At 73.0% G+C, this 16,900-nt stretch carries 12 protein-coding genes and 2 pseudogenes; 4 read left to right on the top strand and 10 right to left on the bottom strand.

Features of this window, described 5'->3' with window-relative positions; translation table 11 throughout:
* Positions 1-66: 66 nt before the first annotated feature.
* Both E6W39_RS04575 and E6W39_RS04570 read left to right on the top strand, forming a co-directional pair.
* Complete coding sequence (locus tag E6W39_RS04575) at positions 67-1,152, top strand: AI-2E family transporter (RefSeq protein WP_228717964.1); 1,086 nt, start codon at positions 67-69, stop codon at positions 1,150-1,152.
* A complete protein-coding gene (locus E6W39_RS04570; protein ID WP_141632383.1) occupies positions 1,149-1,580 on the top strand; it encodes an HIT family protein in 432 nt (143 codons plus the stop codon). The genes E6W39_RS04575 and E6W39_RS04570 overlap by 4 nt, the downstream gene beginning before the upstream one ends.
* 43 nt (positions 1,581-1,623) lie before the next feature.
* Here E6W39_RS04570 and E6W39_RS04565 read toward each other — a convergent pair whose 3' ends face one another.
* Both E6W39_RS04565 and E6W39_RS42655 read right to left on the bottom strand, forming a co-directional pair.
* Positions 1,624-3,081, bottom strand: a complete 1,458-nt coding sequence (locus tag E6W39_RS04565; RefSeq protein WP_141632382.1) for an LCP family protein — start codon at positions 3,079-3,081, stop codon at positions 1,624-1,626.
* 222 nt (positions 3,082-3,303) lie between these two features.
* Complete coding sequence (locus E6W39_RS42655; protein ID WP_141632381.1) at positions 3,304-4,854, bottom strand: alkaline phosphatase family protein; 1,551 nt, start codon at positions 4,852-4,854, stop codon at positions 3,304-3,306.
* 360 nt (positions 4,855-5,214) lie between these two features.
* On the opposite strand from E6W39_RS42655, the gene E6W39_RS04555 reads away from it, so the two are divergent.
* Positions 5,215-5,973 carry an AIM24 family protein gene (locus tag E6W39_RS04555; RefSeq protein WP_101384205.1) on the top strand — a complete coding sequence of 253 codons (759 nt, stop codon included), beginning with the start codon at positions 5,215-5,217 and terminating at the stop codon, positions 5,971-5,973.
* Between the two features lie 89 nt (positions 5,974-6,062).
* On the opposite strand, the gene lnt is transcribed toward E6W39_RS04555, so the two are convergent.
* A complete protein-coding gene (lnt, locus tag E6W39_RS04550) occupies positions 6,063-9,230 on the bottom strand; it encodes an apolipoprotein N-acyltransferase (protein WP_181799098.1) in 3,168 nt (1,055 codons plus the stop codon).
* 453 nt (positions 9,231-9,683) lie between these two features.
* Positions 9,684-10,991, bottom strand: coding sequence for a S1C family serine protease (locus E6W39_RS04545; protein WP_141632379.1), 1,308 nt, complete (start codon positions 10,989-10,991; stop codon positions 9,684-9,686).
* 260 nt (positions 10,992-11,251) lie between these two features.
* Between E6W39_RS04545 and E6W39_RS43970 the strand changes: the two are divergent.
* Positions 11,252-11,422 (top strand): annotated as a pseudogene (locus tag E6W39_RS43970) (NAD-binding protein); the annotation flags it as partial.
* 160 nt (positions 11,423-11,582) lie between these two features.
* Here the strand turns inward: E6W39_RS43970 and E6W39_RS04535 are convergent.
* From E6W39_RS04535 to E6W39_RS04510, 6 genes and pseudogenes are all read right to left on the bottom strand, one after another.
* Positions 11,583-12,044, bottom strand: coding sequence for an SsgA family sporulation/cell division regulator (locus E6W39_RS04535; RefSeq protein WP_141632378.1), 462 nt, complete (start codon positions 12,042-12,044; stop codon positions 11,583-11,585).
* Positions 12,045-12,079: 35 nt separating this feature from the next.
* Positions 12,080-12,970: an alpha/beta fold hydrolase gene (locus tag E6W39_RS04530; protein WP_141632377.1), complete on the bottom strand. Its 891-nt coding sequence runs from the start codon at positions 12,968-12,970 to the stop codon at positions 12,080-12,082.
* Between the two features lie 100 nt (positions 12,971-13,070).
* Positions 13,071-13,352: pseudogene (locus E6W39_RS04525) on the bottom strand (ferritin-like domain-containing protein); the annotation flags it as partial.
* Positions 13,353-13,485: 133 nt separating this feature from the next.
* Entirely contained in the window at positions 13,486-14,460 is a 975-nt protein-coding gene (locus E6W39_RS04520) for an alpha/beta hydrolase (RefSeq protein ID WP_141632375.1), read from the bottom strand.
* A 205-nt stretch (positions 14,461-14,665) separates the two neighbouring features.
* Positions 14,666-15,688, bottom strand: a complete 1,023-nt coding sequence (locus E6W39_RS04515; RefSeq protein WP_228717963.1) for an alpha/beta hydrolase — start codon at positions 15,686-15,688, stop codon at positions 14,666-14,668.
* 191 nt (positions 15,689-15,879) lie between these two features.
* Positions 15,880-16,851 (bottom strand): AraC-like ligand-binding domain-containing protein, encoded by a 972-nt coding sequence (locus tag E6W39_RS04510; RefSeq protein WP_141632373.1) that lies wholly within the window; start codon positions 16,849-16,851, stop codon positions 15,880-15,882.
* Positions 16,852-16,900: the final 49 nt, after the last annotated feature.

Genomic DNA, 16,900 nt, shown 5'->3' with positions numbered 1-16,900 from the left:
CGGAGATCATCGGCGCGCCCCGGCCCGCAGACTGTCACCCATGGAGCCAGTGAGCAGGGGCGGCCGGTGACACCGAAGGTCAGGGGACCGCGGCAGCGGCCCGTGCGCCAGGTGGCGCCCGGCCTGCAACGGGCCGCGGGGTACACCTGGCGGCTGCTGGTGCTGGCGCTGGCCGTCTACCTGCTGGTGCAGGTGCTCGGGCGCCTGGTGCTGCCCGTGATCGCGGTCTTCGTCGCGCTGGTGATCACCTCGGTGCTGCGCCCGGCGGCGGACCTGCTGGGCCGCCGGATGCCGCGCTCGCTCGCGGTGGCCGTCAGCGTACTGGGCGCGCTGCTCCTCCTCGCGGGGCTGCTGGCGGGCATCGGGGCCTCGGTCGCGGACCAGTGGAACACCCTGGTCAACGAGTTCCGCGGCGGCGTCGGGCGGATCGAACGCTGGCTGGAGGGCGCCCCGTTCCACGTCCGCGCGGAGACCGCGACCAAGCTGCAGAACAAGCTCGGCTCCTTCCTCGCCAGCCACAAAGCGACCCTGATCAACACCGCGGTCAGCCAGGCCGGGCGGGTGGTGGAGGCGGCGACGGGCGCCTTTCTCGCGCTCTTCTGCGCCATCTTCTTCATCCATTCGGGCGATCGGATGTGGGGCTGGCTACTGCGCCAACTGCCGCCCGGAGCCCGGGAGACCTGGGACCGGGCCGGGCGGACCGCCTGGCGCACCTTGGCCGGCTACACCCGGGGCATCTTCATCGTGGCGGGCACCAACGCCGTGCTGGTGGGCATCGGTCTGGCCGTGCTGCAGGTGCCGCTGGTGGTGCCGCTGGTGGTGCTGGAGTTCTTCGCCACCCTGATCCCGCTGATCGGCTCACCGATCGCGATGGTGATCGCCGCCGTGGTGGCGCTGGCCGCGCGCGGGCCGGTGACCGCCGTGATCGTGCTAGGGATGATCGTGGTGATCGGGCAGATCGAGGGCCATCTGCTGCATCCGGTGGTGATGAGCTGGGCGGTGCGGATCCACCCGGTGGCCGTGGCGCTCTCGGTGATCGCCGGGGGCATCCTGGCCGGGGTGATCGGTGCGGTGGTCGCCCTTCCGGTGGTCTCGGTGATCTGGGCGGTGGTCAGCGAGTTGCGCAGCGCACCAGCTGACGAAGCGTCATGAACAGCAGTGAGTGCGCCTTCTGCGCCATGGTGGCCGACCCGGGAGCCGTGGTACACCAGGTCTTCCGCGACGAGGTGGCGATGGCCTTCCTGGACCACCGGCCGCTCTTCCCGGGCCATCTGCTGGTGATCCCGATCGCCCATGTGCCGACCCTGCCCGAGCTGCCCGCCGAGCTGGTCGGGCCGTTCTTCGAGCGGGTGCGGCAACTGACGGGGGCGGTCGAGCGCGGCACCGGCGCCCGCGGGTCGTTCGTCGCGATGAACAACCGGATCAGTCAGTCGGTGCCGCACCTGCACGTCCACGTGGTGCCGCGCAACCCCAAGGACGGGCTGCGCGGCTTCTTCTGGCCGCGCACCCGCTATCCGGACCAGGACGCGGCCCAGCGGGTGGCGGCGGCGATCCGCGCCGCGCTGGACCCGGCGGGCTAGGGCGCCACCGGGGCCGGCGGGTGCGGTGCTTGCTCGGCGCCGGTCAGTACACGCAGGGGATCTGGCCGCCCTCCACCGAGTCCCCGGCGAAGTCGTCCGCGATCGAGCCGCCGCTGGGGCTGTCGGTGGCCGTGGCGCTCGGCGCGTCGGTGGCGGTTGCGCCGTCACTCGGGGCGTCGGTCGCGGACGGCGACGCCGGCGAGGTCGCGCCCGACGGCGACGAACCTGACGACGAGCCTGATGGGGCGTCGGTCGACGTGGCGGCGGCACTGGCACTGGCAGCGGCCGACGGCGAGGCGTCGGTGTACCCGATCGTCTGGTGCACCTGGGCGCGGGCCTTCGGCACGTCGACGATGTTCACATCGCCGTCGTCACCGCCCAGGTTCGGCTGGTCGGTGATCGCACCCAGCGTGTGGAACTCCACGTTCCCACCCGTCAGGTTCGGCACTTGCTGGGCGAAGTCGAGGACGTTCCAGCCGTTGTCGATGACCACGTCCTTCTTCGCCACGTCGATCAGCTGCTGCAGCTTGCCGAGGTCGCCGAAGACGCCCTGGTCCTTCAGCTGCTTGGTGGCCCCGGCGAGGAACGCCTGCTGGCGCTTGGTGCGGTCGAGGTCGCCGTTGGGGAGGTTGTAGCGCTGCCGGACGAAGGAGAGCGCCTGGGAGGCGTTCAGATGCTGCGGGCCGGCCGGGAAGTCCGCCCCGGAGCCATGGCCGGGGTGAGTCGCGGTACGGGCCACGATCGGGTCGTGGGCCGGCTTCTTCAGGCAGACGTCGATCCCGTTGAGCGCCTGGGCCACGTGGTAGAAGCCGAGCAGGTTGACCTCGGCGAAGTGGTCGATCGGCACCTGGAGCATGTTCTGCACCGTGAGCAGGGTGGCCTGCCGCCCGGCCTCGCGGCTGCGGTGCTCCAGCTCCACCGGATCGGTGATGCCCTGCTTGCTCAACTCCTCCCCGGCGTAGTACTTCGCGCGGTCGTAGGCCTCCTTGATCTTGTGCTTGCCGAGCGGGCGCTGTCCCGGGGCGTTGATCAGGTCGACGTAGTCGTCACGGGGGATGGAGAAGGCCTCGACCTTGCCGCCGTTGGCCGGGATGTGCATCAGGATCAGGGTGTTGGTGTTGTAGCCGCCGATGTCGGCGCTGGAGCCGGCGTGCAGCTCGTTCTCCAGGATGTCCTGCGGCACCGGGTTGCCGTCCTGGTCGCGGCGGCTGTCCAGGCCGATCAGGAGCACGTTGACCGAGGTGTCCAGGTGGCCCGCCGTGTCGGTGGGGCGCGGTGGCGCGGCCTGCTTGACCGTGTCCAGTGCACTGGAGGTCGTCATGCCGGTGGTCAGTGAGTGGTAGGTGTACCAGGTGAAGCCGCAGGTGCCGAAGACCGCGAGGGAGACCCCGATGGCCGCGGTCCGGCCGGCCACGGCCAGCGGTGTCGGCCGTCGCGGTGGCCGGCGGTGGCTACCGCCCTCGTGCCCGCTCTGGGGGGCGTTCGGGTCCTGCGCGTTCATCCATCCTCCAGGGTGCCGGTTCGGGCCCCGGGCGGTCGGTTGCGCTCGACGGGTTCCCTCCAACAACCCTCAGACGCTTTGGGGGACGGATTGGGTGCATGCGGACGGCAAACAATTCGTACCGTCAGGTCTTCGTTGCCGAGAGTGTCGGACCAAGGGCGAAATGTCGTCATTCGACGGCCCGGTAGCCGTGGGAGGCTGCCGGGCCGTCGATGGGACGCACTACTGCCAGGCGTCGTTGACTGCGGCCGCGTAGCGGTCGTTGTTGGTCAGCGGGGCGAGGCCCAGGGCGGTGTCGATGGTGCGCAGCAGGCCGTACTGGTCGACCCGGCCGTCGCTCTGGTAGCCCTGCTTGACGGAGTTCTGCGAGCCGAGCAGCAGGGTCGGCACCTGGTTGGGGTAGTTGGGGCCGAACGCCTTCGTCGCGCCCTCGTCCCAGGTGACGATCAGCAGCGAGCGCTGGGTCGTCCAGGCGGGCGAGTTGAGGATGGTCGGCAGGGTCTGCTGCAGCCAGTTGTCGCCGGCCGTGACGCCGCAGGCCTCCATGTCGTTGCAGTCGTCGGCCGCGAACCAGGCGAAGTTCGGGGTGGTCGCGGTGGACTGCAGATCGGTCGCCATCTGGGTGAGCGGCTGCATGTGGGCCGCGCAGTAGCCGGCGTCGGTCTTCATGTCCTTGAAGTAGTAGAACGGCGCGTCGTCCGGCGCGTAGTAGCCGTGGCTGCCGGTGTCGCAGTTGCCGTTGGCGCCGTCCAGGTACTCCTTCCAGGTCTTGCCGGCCGCCTCGGTCGAGTTGCCCAGGTGCGGGGCGTCGATCGTGGTGGTGGAGACGCTGTTGCCGGTCAGCCCGTACAGGCCGCCACCCGCCAGGGCCACGTAGTTGGGGTCGCTGGGGTGCGTGGTGGCGTACGACTGGGTCAGCGAAGTGCCCTGGGAGAGCAGGCTGTTGATGTACGGAGCCTGCGAGGTGTTGCCGACGATGCCGGAGTAGTCCTGGTTCTCCATGTAGACCAGGAAGACGTGGTCGTAGCCCGGCACCGAGACCGGCGGGGCGGTCAGCTGCGGGGTCGGCAGCGGGGTGGAGAGCGTCAGCGAGAGGTTGTCGGCGTAGCCGTCGGTGGTGCTCCCCGCCGTCCAGGTGAAGTTGAGGTCCACCTTGATCGAGCGGGTGCCGACCGGCAGGGTGCCGGTGCTGGAGCGCTTCAGCAGCTCGGTGGTGTTGTGGCGGTCGGTGTTGGTCACCGGGGCGATCTGGGTGCTGCCCAGCGCCGCGCCGTTGGCGCCCTGGAAGGTGGCGACCATGCCGACCCGGTCGTTCTGCGAGGCGTAGCCGCCCAGCCAGCCCGAGAGGTTGAAGGTCACGCCGCCACCGTCGATCGCGGTGGCGGCCGCCGACACGTCGGCCGTCTGCGACAGGCTGGAGTCACCGGTGGCGCCGCCGTTGAAGAAGGCGGTGCCGCGGCCGGTCGGCCCCGGGGTGCTGCTGGTGGGGTAGCCGCCGGGGGCGCCGTAGCAGACCATGTTGGGCTCGCCCTTGGTGATGGTCCAGCCCGGCACCGTCATGCCGTCCTCGCCGGTGGTGGAGCAGATCGCCACCGACTCCGCGTCCGGGTCGGTCAGCAGGTTGCCGCTGGTGCTGGTGGCGGTGCTGCTCTTGGCTCCAACAGCGGTGGCGGGGGCGGCGGTTGCGACTGCGGTGGCCAGCGGGACCAGGCAGGAGAGCACTGAGGCCACGGCGAGGGCGCGGGTGCGGCGGGGCGAACGGGTCAGGGGCATTTGGGGGGCCTCTCGACACAGGGGTGGGGAACGGAAACGGCGGGGCATGGCCCGGGTCGTTGACATGATGGGGACAAAAGCTGACGCGCCAACAGCCCTCAAACAACGGGGATATGACGAAAAGGTGGCTGGCAAACGTGAAGATGGCTGTACAACTTTGCTCAGTTCACCTGAACACCCATGTCGGCCGCGCATCAGCACCCGTGTCGGGCGGGCACTGGCAACCATGTCGGCCGGGCATCAGGTCATAGCAGCTTCCGCACTCTGTACCGGTCTTGTCCCAAACGGCTGCACCCGCCCGCGAAGTGGGCAGAATGACGGGCAGCGGGGGCAGTTGGCCGACAGCAGGGGGCGGACGGAATGCAGGCGGACATCAAGGGCAGCACCATGCCGGTGCTGGAGATCCAGCTCGGACCGGGGGAGGAGGTCATCTCGGCGCACGGCGAGCTGTCGTGGATGACCGCCAATGTGCAGATGTCGCAGACCACCAACACCGGGGGGCCGGGCGGGCGCGGCCTGCTGGGGACGCTGAAGCGGGCGGTCGGGGGTGGCGGGCTCTTCCTGACGCGCTACCAGGCGCAGGGCAGCGCCGGGTTGGTGGCGTTCGCGGCAAAGGTGCCCGGGCACATCGTCCCGGTGGACGTGGCGCCCGGGCGCGGGGTGCTGGTGCACCGGCACGGGTGGATCTGCGGCACCCCGGGCATCACGCCGACGATCGCCCTGCAGCAGTCGTTCCGGGGCGGACTGTGGGGCGGCGAAGGATTCGTGCTGCAGCGCCTGGAGGGCCAGGGGCGGGCCTGGATCGAACTCTCCGGCGAGCTCAGCCAGTACACCCTGGGCCCCGGGCAGACCATGCTGGTCCACCCCGGCCACGTCGGGATGTTCGAGCAGCAGGTGCAGTTCACCATCACCAGGGTGCCCGGCATCGCCAACAAGATCTTCGGCGGCGACGGCTACCACCTGGTCGCGCTCACCGGACCGGGCCAGATCTGGCTGCAGAGCATGCCGCTGCCCAACCTGGCGCACGCGCTGGAGCCCTACCTGGCACGCGAGGGCGCGGTGGCCGCCGGGGAGGGCGGCGCGATCGGCGGCATCGTGGGCGGGCTGCTGCGGGGCTGACCGGACGCGCAGCTTGCATGTCTCGCTGGCCGGTCGGGAGGTGCCGAGTGTCAGCGTTCGTCCGGCCGCGCCCGGAACACCGCCGAGTGTCAGCGTTCGTCCGGCCGCGCCCGGAACACCGCCGAGGTCGCCCCGGCCGCCAGCGTTGTGAAGGCCACCGCCAGCATCCAGTCACCGCTGCGCTGGTACGGCGTGCTCCCGGAGACCAGCGGCACGTCCGTGGTGAACGCGCCGCGGTAGCCCGCCCCGTGCCAGGCCAGCTGCCGTCCGTGGGCGTCGAACACCGCGCTGACACCGGTGAGCCCGACCTGCACCGCGGGCCGCCCGGTCTCGGCGGCCCGCACCGCCGCCAGCGAGGCGTGCTGGGGCTGCGCCCAGCTGCCCTGGAAGGTGGAGGTGGAGGTCTGGTACACCAACAGCTGCGCGCCGTGGGCGACTTCGGTCCTGGCCAGGTCGGGGAAGGCGGACTCGAAGCAGATCAGCGGGCCGAACGCGAGCGAGCCGCTGTGCATCACGGTGGTCTGGTCGCCGCGCACGCGATTGGTGGGCGCCGCCTTGCTGAAGTCGGCGACCCAGCCGAGGACTGGTCGCAGCGGGATGTACTCGCCGAACGGCACCAGGCGGATCTTGTGGTATTCGCCGACCAGCCCGTCGGGCGCGATCAGGGCGGACGTGTTGTAGGCGCTCGAGGTTCCCGGCACCGTGGCGTCGCCGTTCACCAGCAGGTCCGCGTTGACCTGCTGGGCGAGGCCCTGGAGGCCGGCGATCAGGGCAGGGTCGGCGGTGAGGTCGTAGCCGAGGCTGCTCTCGCCCCAGATCACCAGGTCCGGATGCTGGCTGCTCAGCTGCGCGGTCGTGGTCTCCTCCCAGGACTGGCGGCCCGTCGGCGAGGTCAGCACCCCGGGTTGTACCACCGCGATCCGCACGCTCCCGGCGGCGGGGAGCGCGGGGCGCACGGCGGACCAGACGGGGCCCACCGCGACCGCCAGCAGGATCACCACGGCTACTAGCCTGACGCGCTGACGGTTGATCAGCACGATGACCACCGCGGTGTTCACGAGCGCGATCAGGAAGCCCGTCAGCCACACCCCGCCCAGCGAGGCCGAGGCGAGCAGGCTCGGCTGGTTCCACTGGGTCGCGCCGAGCAGCACCCACGGGCCGCCGAGGCTCTGCCACGAGCGCACGGCCTCCGCGCACGTCCACGCGCTCGGCACGACCAGCAGCGCGGCGGCGGCCCGCCGACCGGTGAGCGGGGCCGCCAGCAGCCGGTGCACCGCCCAGCCCCACGGCAGCCAGAGCGCCCCCAGCAGCACGGCCAGCAGCCCGAGCGCGGGCCCGATGCTGGGCAACAGCCAGTATTGCGTGGCCACTTCGAAACCGCCGAGGCCCCACCAGGCCCGGATCACGCCCTCCCGCCGAGTCGGCGCCGCCCGGACCAGCAGCAGCAACGGGACCAGAGCCACCCACGCCAGCCACCACCACGCCGGCGCGGGGAACGCGAGCGCGGGCAGCCCGCCCGCGAGGAGGGCGGCACAGCGGCCGCGCAGCTGGGGGCGGGCGCCGAGGCGCAGACGCGGACGCGGACGCGGACGGCGGCGCCGCCTTGCGCGGCGGCTGCGCCGCCACCGCAGCTTCCCGTGGTCGGCCAGCTCGATGACCGCCCACCCCGCCGTGAACCCCGCCGCCACCCACCACAGCAGCGCCCGCTCCCGCCCTGCGTGCCACCACGGGACCATCGCCAGCCCGGCGAAGACGAAGGCGAGGTTGTAGAGCAGGTCGTACAGCGCGAACACCCGCCCGCGTGCGGCATCCGGCGTGGCCCCGCCGATCAGGGCGTCCGCGCACACCTTGAGCACCTGGAAAGCGAACGCCGCCACCGCCACGCACGCCACCAGCACCCAGAGCGAGGGGAACAGCCCGCCGACGTACGCCGCCGCGGCGGCCGGCAGGAACGCGGCGGGCAACAGCGCACGGGCCCCGTACCGCGACGCCAGCGCCGGCGCGGCCGCACTCGCCGCGAAGGTGGCGATGCCGGTGGCGGCCAGGGCGATTCCGTAACCGGACGCCTTCAGCCGGTACTGCGAGTCCGCGACCAGCACCAGCACCACGAACCCCGCGCCGAGCAGCAGCCGGTGCGCCCCCACGGCGAGCAGCGGCCGCCGGATCGCCGGCGTGCGGGTGACCACCCGCACGCCCTCGACGAGGTCGGCGACCGTGCGCAGCACGCGGGGGAAGACCGCGTCGCTCGGCTGTCGCTCCGGGTTCGGTGGGCCCGGGCTGTGCGGCTGGGGGCGCGGGGTGGCGGGTGGTTCTGGGTGGCCGGTTGGTGGGATCGGTCGATCAGGTCGCAGGGAGGGCAGGGTGGTGAAGGGCGCGTCGCTCGGCTGTCGCTCCGGGTTCGGTGGGCCGGAGCTGTGCGGCTGGGGGCGCGGGGTGGCGGGTGGTTCTGGGTGGCCGGTTGGTGGGATCGGTCGATCAGGTCGCAGGGAGGGCAGGGTTGTGAAGGGCGCGTCGCTCGGCTGTCGCTCCGGGTTCGGTGGGCCCGGGCTGTGCGGCTGGGGGCGCGGGGTGGCGGGTGGTTCTGGGTGGCCGGTTGGTGGGATCGGTCGATCAGGTCCCAGGGAGGGCAGGGTGGCGAAGACCGTCGCCGCCCCCGCGTAGAGCACGCCCGCGGCGAAGAAGCCGGCCACCACCGACCGGCCGACGAAGAGTGAGCCGCCCACCGCGCCGAGGAACGCAGCCGACGATCCGGCCAGCGCCGAGAGCGCGTTGGCCGGGACCAGCCGCTCCCGAGGCACCGTGCGCGGCAGCGCGGCGCCCTTCGCGGTCAGCACCAGGCGGGACGAGGAGAGCAGCAGGATGACCGCGAGATAGGCCGGCGCCGTCAACCGCGCCGCCACGACCACCGCCCCGACGGCGACCAGCAGCCCGCGCAGCACCGAGACCGCGACGAGCGTGCGCCGCCGGTCCAAGCGGTCCAGCAGCACCCCGGCGAAGGGGCCCACCAGGCTGAACGGCAGCAGCGTCGCCGCGAGCACCGCGGCGATCCGTCCCGGTGTGGCGCCCCGGCCCACGTCGAAGAGGACGAACTGCGCGAAGGCGATCTGCGCCAGCCCGTCACCGCACTGCCCGAGGCACTGGCCGGCCAGCAGCCCGCGCAACGGGCCGGCCAGATCCCGACGCAGGGACCCTCGCGTCGATCCGGCCGCAACCTCGGGCACCGGTCCGTTCGCGGCGAGCCCCGCTCGCTCGTCCATACCCCCATCCTCGCCCCGCGCCGGCGGGTGGAGGGGGTGCGCGCATCGCCGCGGCTTCGCCGGCGAGGAGGGCGGGCTGTGCGGTGTGCGGGTGGCGCGCTTCTCGCGTGGATGGCGGGTGGTGCCCATCGGGTGCGGGCAGGGGCGGCGGCCGGTGCGCCGGTAGGCGAAAGCCGGCTGCGGGAACCCGCCGCACGCCGCGCACGAGTTGTGCGGCGGTGCGGTGCGGTGCGGCGTGCGGTGGCGGTCGGTGCGCTCGCTCGGGCTGGCCGGGAGAGTCGCTGCACGCCGTGTACGGCGCTTGGCTGCTGCGGTGTGCGCCGGTGCGGTGTGGCGGCGCGCCCGATCGGCCTGGCCACAGGAGCCGCTGCACGCCGCGCACGGCGCTCGCCTGCTGCGGCGCGCGGTGGCGTGCCGGCGGCGGTCAGTGCGGTCCGTCGGAGTTGGCGGCCGTCAGCCGGCCGGCCCGGTGGTCGGGGTGACTGTGGCGCTGTGCGAGGCTCCGGTGGCGTCGGTCCACTGGACGGTGAGCGGCTTGCCGACGGTGCTGCTCGCCATGATCGTGGTCAGCCCGGCGGGGGAGTCGACCGTCCGGCCGTTCACGGCGGTGATCACGTCGCCAGCGGCGAGCCCCGCCTGTGCGGCCGGGGAACCGGTGATCACGCCCGCGACCGGCGCGCCCGAGCCCGCCCCGGCGCCCGATGCCGTCGCGATCTGCACCCCTAGGAAGGCGGTCGGCCCGATGTGGATCTCCGGGCCGGCCTTGCCCGCCATGATCTGCCGGGCCAGCGGCAGTGCGGTGTCGATAGGGATCGCGAACCCCTGCTGCGGCGCGCCGGCGCTGGTGTCGGACCCGGCGGTGTCGATGCCGATCACGGCGCCGGTGGCGTCGACGAGTGCGCCGCCCGAGTCGCCGGGCTGGACGTCCGCGTCGACCTGGATCATCCCGGTCAGCTGCTCGGCCGTCGCGCTGCCGGGGTCGTTCGCGATGACGGATTGGTCGAGCGCGGTCACAGTGCCGTTGGCCGCCGTCGCGCTGCCCGTGCCGCCCGCGTTGCCGATCGCGGTCACCGGGTCGCCGACCGCGACCTTCGAGGAGTCGGCGGTCCTGGCGGTCGGCAGGCCGGAGGCGCTCTGCAGTTGGAGGACCGCCAGGTCGCCGGTGCTGTCGTAGCCGACGACGCTCGCCGTGTAGGTGCGGCCGTTGCCGAGGTCGGTCGCGGTGATCGAGGTCGCGCCGTCGATGACGTGGTTGTTGGTGAGGATCTCGCCGTTCGAGCTGAGCACGATTCCGGTGCCGGCCGCCCCGGCGCCCTGGTAGCCGAGGACGGTGTTGATGACCACCAGCGCCGGATCGGCCTTCGCGGACGCGTCCGTCGTTCCTGCTCCGCTGCCGCTGGACGGGCCGGCCGGTGCCGACGCGCTGCCCGGTGTCTGGGGCGCCTGCGACTGCCAGTACGCCCGGCTGACACCGATCCCCACCGCCGCGGCCACGGCCGCCACCGCCAGCGGTACCAGGTACCTGCTGACCCGGTGCCGCCGCGGCGGCACCGCACCGTCGCCGTAGCCGGGAGCCGGCGGGCTCGGCGGGTACGGCGGGCTCGGCGGGTACGGGGGTATCGGCGGCGGCGCCGACCCGTACGGCCCGGCCGGGGGAGCGTCCGGGGGCGGCGGCCCCCAGCCGCCGGGCGGGCCGACCTGGCCACCGCTGTCTGACTTGTCGGAGGGGGTCGGGGCCCCGGGGTCCTGGTGAGTGCTCATGACAGTCCCACATGTGGTGCGTGCCGAGAAGCCGATGGGGAACCGTCCCGGCCCTGACCCACCGGGCGGGGCGACCTCCCTTCCATCATGCGCAGCAACTGGTAGCACGCGCGTAAGAGCTGGATGAGTTGTTCCTCAAGGGCCTGAACGGGCTTGCACGGACCGGCTCCGGGGTGTGCCGCACCCTTTGATTCCGGGCGAGCTGCTCACGGCCGGTAGAGGCGGAACCGGTACCCAGTGGCCGCGGAGGGAGGGTGTGACGGGAGACAACCCGGAGTAGCCGAGCTGCGCTAGCAGGCCGGCCGATCCGGGGAACGAGCGGAGTCGCCGCCGTGGAGCTCGCCACCGCCTGGCAGGCGCTCGGCAGCCGGGTGACCCTGCTGGTCCGGCGAGCGGCACTGCTGCCCCGGCTGGAGCCCTTCGCGGGCGAAGCGCTCCATGCCGACGGGTACCGAGGGAGCCGCTGGACCTCCTCGGCCGGCCCGTTCGGTCCGTTGTGCGGTGCTCGGGTGGCCGGAAGCGTTCCTTCCGGCCGCCCGAGCACTTTCACTCAAGCTTCGACGGGTGCGGGAAGGGCGGTGGTGTGCCGCGTCACCGGTCACTCACCAGGCGGCTCAGTTCGGCCTCCCAGTCGATGAGTTCGGCCTCGGCGCCGCGGGGCACGAGGGCGAAACTCTGCTTGCGGAGCCAACTGCGCAGCGGCTTGGCGGGAACGTCGAGCAGGGCCGTGCCGTCACGCCCCTTGAGCATGATGCGCAGCTCTCGGCGGCCATGGCAGTGGCACGGCGGCCAGATCCGCACGTCGCCGAGCCCCGACGGTTTGCGCAGGCCTTCCCACAGCAGGTCGCGGGAGAACTCCCAGGTCCCGACGGCCTCGTCGGAGTCGGGGAACTCCAGGACGACGGCGAAGGGGGCGTCGCTGCGGTACCCGAAGCGCACCGGTATGTCGATGAACTGTCCTTCTCCGATGAAGAGTTGCGCCTCCAAGGGGAGCGCGGTGGAGTCCCCTCCCGCGGCGGGACCCTGGTCGTGCATCGGGTGGCGTCCGGGCACGGTACCTCCAAGATGGTGACGGACGGCGCGGCCTCTCAGCCGACCGCCTTCGCGGCTTCGGTGATCGTGTGGGCGACCGTGTCGGGGTCGGTCAGCAGGGAGAGGTGGCCGGCGGGCACCTGCACGACGTGCGAGCCGGCCCGGTGCGCCATGAACAACTGCTCCGTCGGCGGGATCACGTGGTCCTGGGTGCCGACGACCGCCCACGAGGGGAGGGTCTTCCAGGCGGGCGGCCCGGACGGCTCGGTGCCGGCACTGACGGCGAACGGTCGCTGGCCCGCAGCCAGGAGCCGGGACCGCGCCGCGGGGACACGGTTCGCGAAGCACTGGTCGAAGCCCTGGTACTGGCCGTTGGGGGCGTACTTGAGGTAGGCGTCGACATCACCGGCCGGACCGCCGGGATACGGCACCAGGTTCAGGAACGTCGTCGGCGCGGCCGTGACGCAGGAGCCGGGTTGGGCCGCGTTGATCGCGAAGACGGTGTCGCCCTGGTCGGGGATGTACGCGTCGTCGTAGACGAGAGCCCGTACGTTCGGGGTCTTGGTCGCGGCGTTGGTGATGACCATGCCGCCGTAGGAGTGGCCGACCAGGACGACAGGGCCGGGGATGGTCGCGACGAAGTCGGCGATGGTCTCGGCGTCGGCCGCGACTCCGCGCAGCGGGTTCGGCGGCGCGACGACCGGGTAGCCGGCCTTCTCCAGCCGGCTGATCACGGGGTTCCAACTCGAGGCGTCGGCCCAGGCGCCGTGGACCAGCACGATGGTGGGCTTGTCGGCTGCCGACTGCGGGTCGGCGGCAGTGAACGTCGGCCGGGCGTCGGCCATGACGGGTGGCGCCGGGGCCAACGTGGCCGTGGCGGTGGCGAGCAGAAGCGCCACCGGGACGGCGCGGCCCGCGAGGCGGTAGCGGGAGGAAGTGGAATGCATACGGATCTCCTTGGCGCGGGGCGGGGCGGGGCGGAGCGGAGCGGATCGGATGGCAGGGCGGGGAGGGCGGAGCCGACATCGGACGGCCTCCGCCCACTGGTCACGCCCCGGTCCTGAGGGTGACCACGAGCTGCTCGGCGAGGAACCGGACCTGGTCCTCACCGGTGCGGATGAGCTGGGAGAGGAGGTCGTGGGTGCCGCCGTCGCCGAGCTGGGTGGTTCGGGTGGCCGCGTCGCGGGCTTCGGCGAGGATGGTCTCGTGGGCTTCGAGGAGCCGCGAGACCATCGCCAGCGCGTCCTCGACCCCGCCCGGTGGCCGCGGCACGCCGGTGATCTGGGCGGCGTGGCGGGGGTCGCCCACCGCGACGCCGCCCAGGCCCTGATTCTCCTGGTCAGCTGGTGACGGGGCGTACGGCGGCGCGGATCAGGTCGGCGACCCGCTCGGGGCGAGCACATCTGCGGGGCCTCCGCCGCGCTGGGGTCCGGCGCGGCGGATGCGGGGGTGCCGACGGGGGTCAGCCCTGGTGCAGCGCCTCACGCAGGGTCTGGATCGCGAGGACGATGGCGCCCTGCGCGGACTTCGAGGGACGCAGCGCGTTGAGCATCACGAAGTCGTGGATCGTGCCGAGGAACCGGACGGCGGTGACGGGAACGCCGGCCTGACGCAGCTTCATGGCGTACGCCTCGCCCTCGTCGCGCAGCACGTCGGCCTCGCCGGTGATGACCAGCGCCGGCGGCAGCCCGGTGAGCTGCTCGACGGTGGCGCGCAGCGGGGAGGCGGTGATCTCGGCGCGCTGGGCGGGGTCGGTGGTGTACTGGTCCCAGAACCACTGCATGGCGTCGCGGCGCAGGAAGTAGCCGGTCGCGAACCGGTGGTAGGAGTCGGTGTCGAAGGCGGCGTCGGTGACCGGGTAGAACAGCACCTGCTGCACCAGCGGGACGTCGCCGCGCTCCTTGGCCATGAGCGTGAGCGCCGCGCTCATGTTGCCGCCCACCGAGTCGCCGGCGACGGCGAGCCGGGTGGCGTCCAGGCCCTTGGCGGCCCCGTCGGTCACGACCCAGCGGGCGACGGCGTAGTTCTGCTCGATCGCGACCGGGTAGCGGGCCTCGGGCGACAGGTCGTACTCGGGGAAGACGACGGCGGCCTCCGCGCCGACGGCCAGCTCGCGCACCAGCCGGTCGTGGGTGCGGGCGTTGCCGAACACCCAGCCGGCGCCGTGGATGTAGAGGATGACGGGGAGCGGGCCGGTGGCCCCGGCGGGGCGCACGATGCGGGCCCGGACCTGGCCGGTCGGGCCGCCGGCCACCTCGATCCACTCCTCGTCGACCTCCGGCTTGGCGATCTCGCCGGACTGCACCTCGTCGACCGCCGCGCGGCCCTTGGCCGGGCCCAGGTCGAAGAGGTAAGGCGGGTTCGCCGTGGCCTCGGCGAAGGCCCGGGCCTCGGGCTCCAGGGTCGGCCCGGTGCCGGCGGCGTTCTGCTCGGACATGATGATCACCTCTCGGATTGGTTCGTCCTGCGGTAGTCATCAGGCTAGGAACGCGAGGCCGGGATGGCTGTCCCGACGGCGCACGCCCTCCAGTCGATCCGCGCATCCTGACCCGCGCGGGCTAACGCCTGCCCAATGCCTGGCCAATGCCTGGCCGTCGCCGCGTCGCCGCGTCCCGCGTCGCCGACGGCAGCGGCCCCGGGCCTCACCAGGAACGGCGGTGCAGGGCGATGTGCACGGTGTCGACGGCCTGGATCAGGGCGGCCCGTGCCGTGCTGGTGGGGAAGAGCGCGTCGAGGAGCAGGAAGCCGTGCACGGCACCCTGGTAGCGCGTCGCCACCACCGGGACGCCCGCGGCGCGGAGCTTGGCCGCGTAGGCCTCGCCCTCGTCCCTCAGCACGTCGGCCTCGGCGGTGACCACCAGCGCCGGGGGCAGCCCGGCGAGTTGGTCCGTGCCGGCCCGCAGCGGCGCGGCGGTCGCCTCCCGCCGCTGCCGGACCTCGGGCAGGTAGGCGTCCCAGAACCGGCGCATGTGGTCGCGGTGCAGGAAGTACCCGGTGGCGTACCGGTGGTAGGACGGGGTGTCGAAGTCCGCGTCGGTCACCGGGCACAGCAGCACCTGGTGCACCAGCCGTACGTCCCCGCGCTGGCGGGCCAGCAGCGTCAGGGCCGCCACGAGGTTGGCTCCCGCGGAGTCGCCGACGGCGGCCATCCGCCCGCCCTCCAGCCCGATCTCCCGGCCGTGCGCCTGGATCCACCGGGCCGCCGCGTAGCACTGCTCGACGGCCAGCGGGTAGCGGGCCGCGGGTGCCCGGGCGTAGTCCACGTACACCACGGCGGCGTCGGTGCCCAGGGCGAACTCCCGGATCAGCCGGCCGTAGGAGGCCGCGTCACCGAGCGACCAGCCGAGGCCGGGGAGGAACAGCACCACGGGGCTCGGTCGGGCGGCGCCGACTGGCCTGGTCACCTGGACGTGCACCCGCCCGGTCGGTCCGCAGGGCAGGGCGAGCCACTCCGCCGCGGTGCCGTACGGGTCGTCAGGATCCCGGTCGGCCGGCGTGGCGCCGTCCCGCCCGTCGGCCGGGGTGGCGTCCCAGGCGTCGGCCGCGGTGAGGAGGAGGAGTTCCGGGAGGTCCGTCACCGCGTTGCCGGCAGATGCGTCCAGGAACTCCTGGAGCGCCTGGTCCAGCACCGGTCGTCGGCCGTGCGAGGGGGTGGTGTCGGACAACTCTTGGCTCCTGGCGTGATCGGACGGGTACTGCCGCGCGTGGCGGCACTCGATGCGCGCCGCGCGCAGCGCCGGGGCGGAACGCCGGCGCGCCTTTCCGCTCCGCGCACACGCCGTTCGACGGTACTGCCCGGACAGCGGCCGCGGGTGGCCTGTCCGTGCACGGATTCCGGCCACCCGGCGGGCGCCCGTCAGCCGGCGTCGGCGGTCCGGAGCGCGCGCCATTCGCGCGGAGAGACTCCGTAGGCGGCCCGGAAGGCCCGGCTGAAATGGGCCGGGTTGACGAACCCCCACCGCTGGGCGACCGCCGACACCGTCGGCGCGGTCCGGCCGCGGCGGCCCAACTCCCGGGCGCAGGCGTCCAGTCGGCGCTGCTGGATGAGCCGGCTCACCGTCACCCCCTCGCTCTCGAAGAGCCGGTGGAGGTAGCGCACGGAGATGTGGTGGGCCAGTGCGATCGTCTCGGGCGATAGTTCCGGATCGCCCAGGTGGCGGTCGATGTGCTCCCGCACCCGGCGGACCAGGTGGTCGTTCCGGGTGCGCGGCCCGTCGGCCGTCCGCGCGGCGGTCAGCTGGGTGACGAACGTGCTCAGCAGGTCGGCGACACTGCCGGCCAGTCGGTCGCCGACCGGTGCGGAGTACGAGTGCGCGGACGCGGCGAGGCAGTTGAGGAAGGGCAGCAGCACGGATCCGCAGCCCTCGACCGGTGTGACGGTCGTCCCGGCGACCTGCCGCAGCTCGCGCTCGGGTACGCCCAGCAGCCGGCGCGGCAGGTGGAACAGATGGGTGCGGAAGCGCTCCGGGTAGTCGACGGAGTAGGGCCGCGCGGTGTCGTAGAGGACCAGCCCGCCGGCCGGCACCTCCGCCCGGCGCCCGTCCTGCTCCAGCACGGCCCGCCCCGACACCTGAACGCCGACGCCGACCTGGGGTTCGAGCTCCGGGGTCCGCGCGATCAGGGCCGCCGTGCGGAAGACGCGCGCCGCGTCCGCCTCCAGTGTCGAGATCCGCACGTACCCGAGCCGATGCGAAGCCAGGAGCCCCTCGAACGGCTGCCCGGCGAGTGGGGCCACCTCCACCGGCACCAGCGTCCGCGACACCGCACCGCCCCAGAACGCCGCCTTCTCGTCGTCCGGGACGGATGCGGTCGTCACCTCCAAACCCACCTGACTGCCCTTTCGCCGGAACCTGCGACGTCAGAATGGTCGGCGGGTC

This window comes from Kitasatospora acidiphila, from assembly GCF_006636205.1.
In the GTDB taxonomy this organism is placed as follows: Bacteria; Actinomycetota; Actinomycetes; order Streptomycetales; family Streptomycetaceae; genus Kitasatospora; species Kitasatospora acidiphila.
This window is presented reverse-complemented; position numbering and strand designations above follow the sequence as displayed.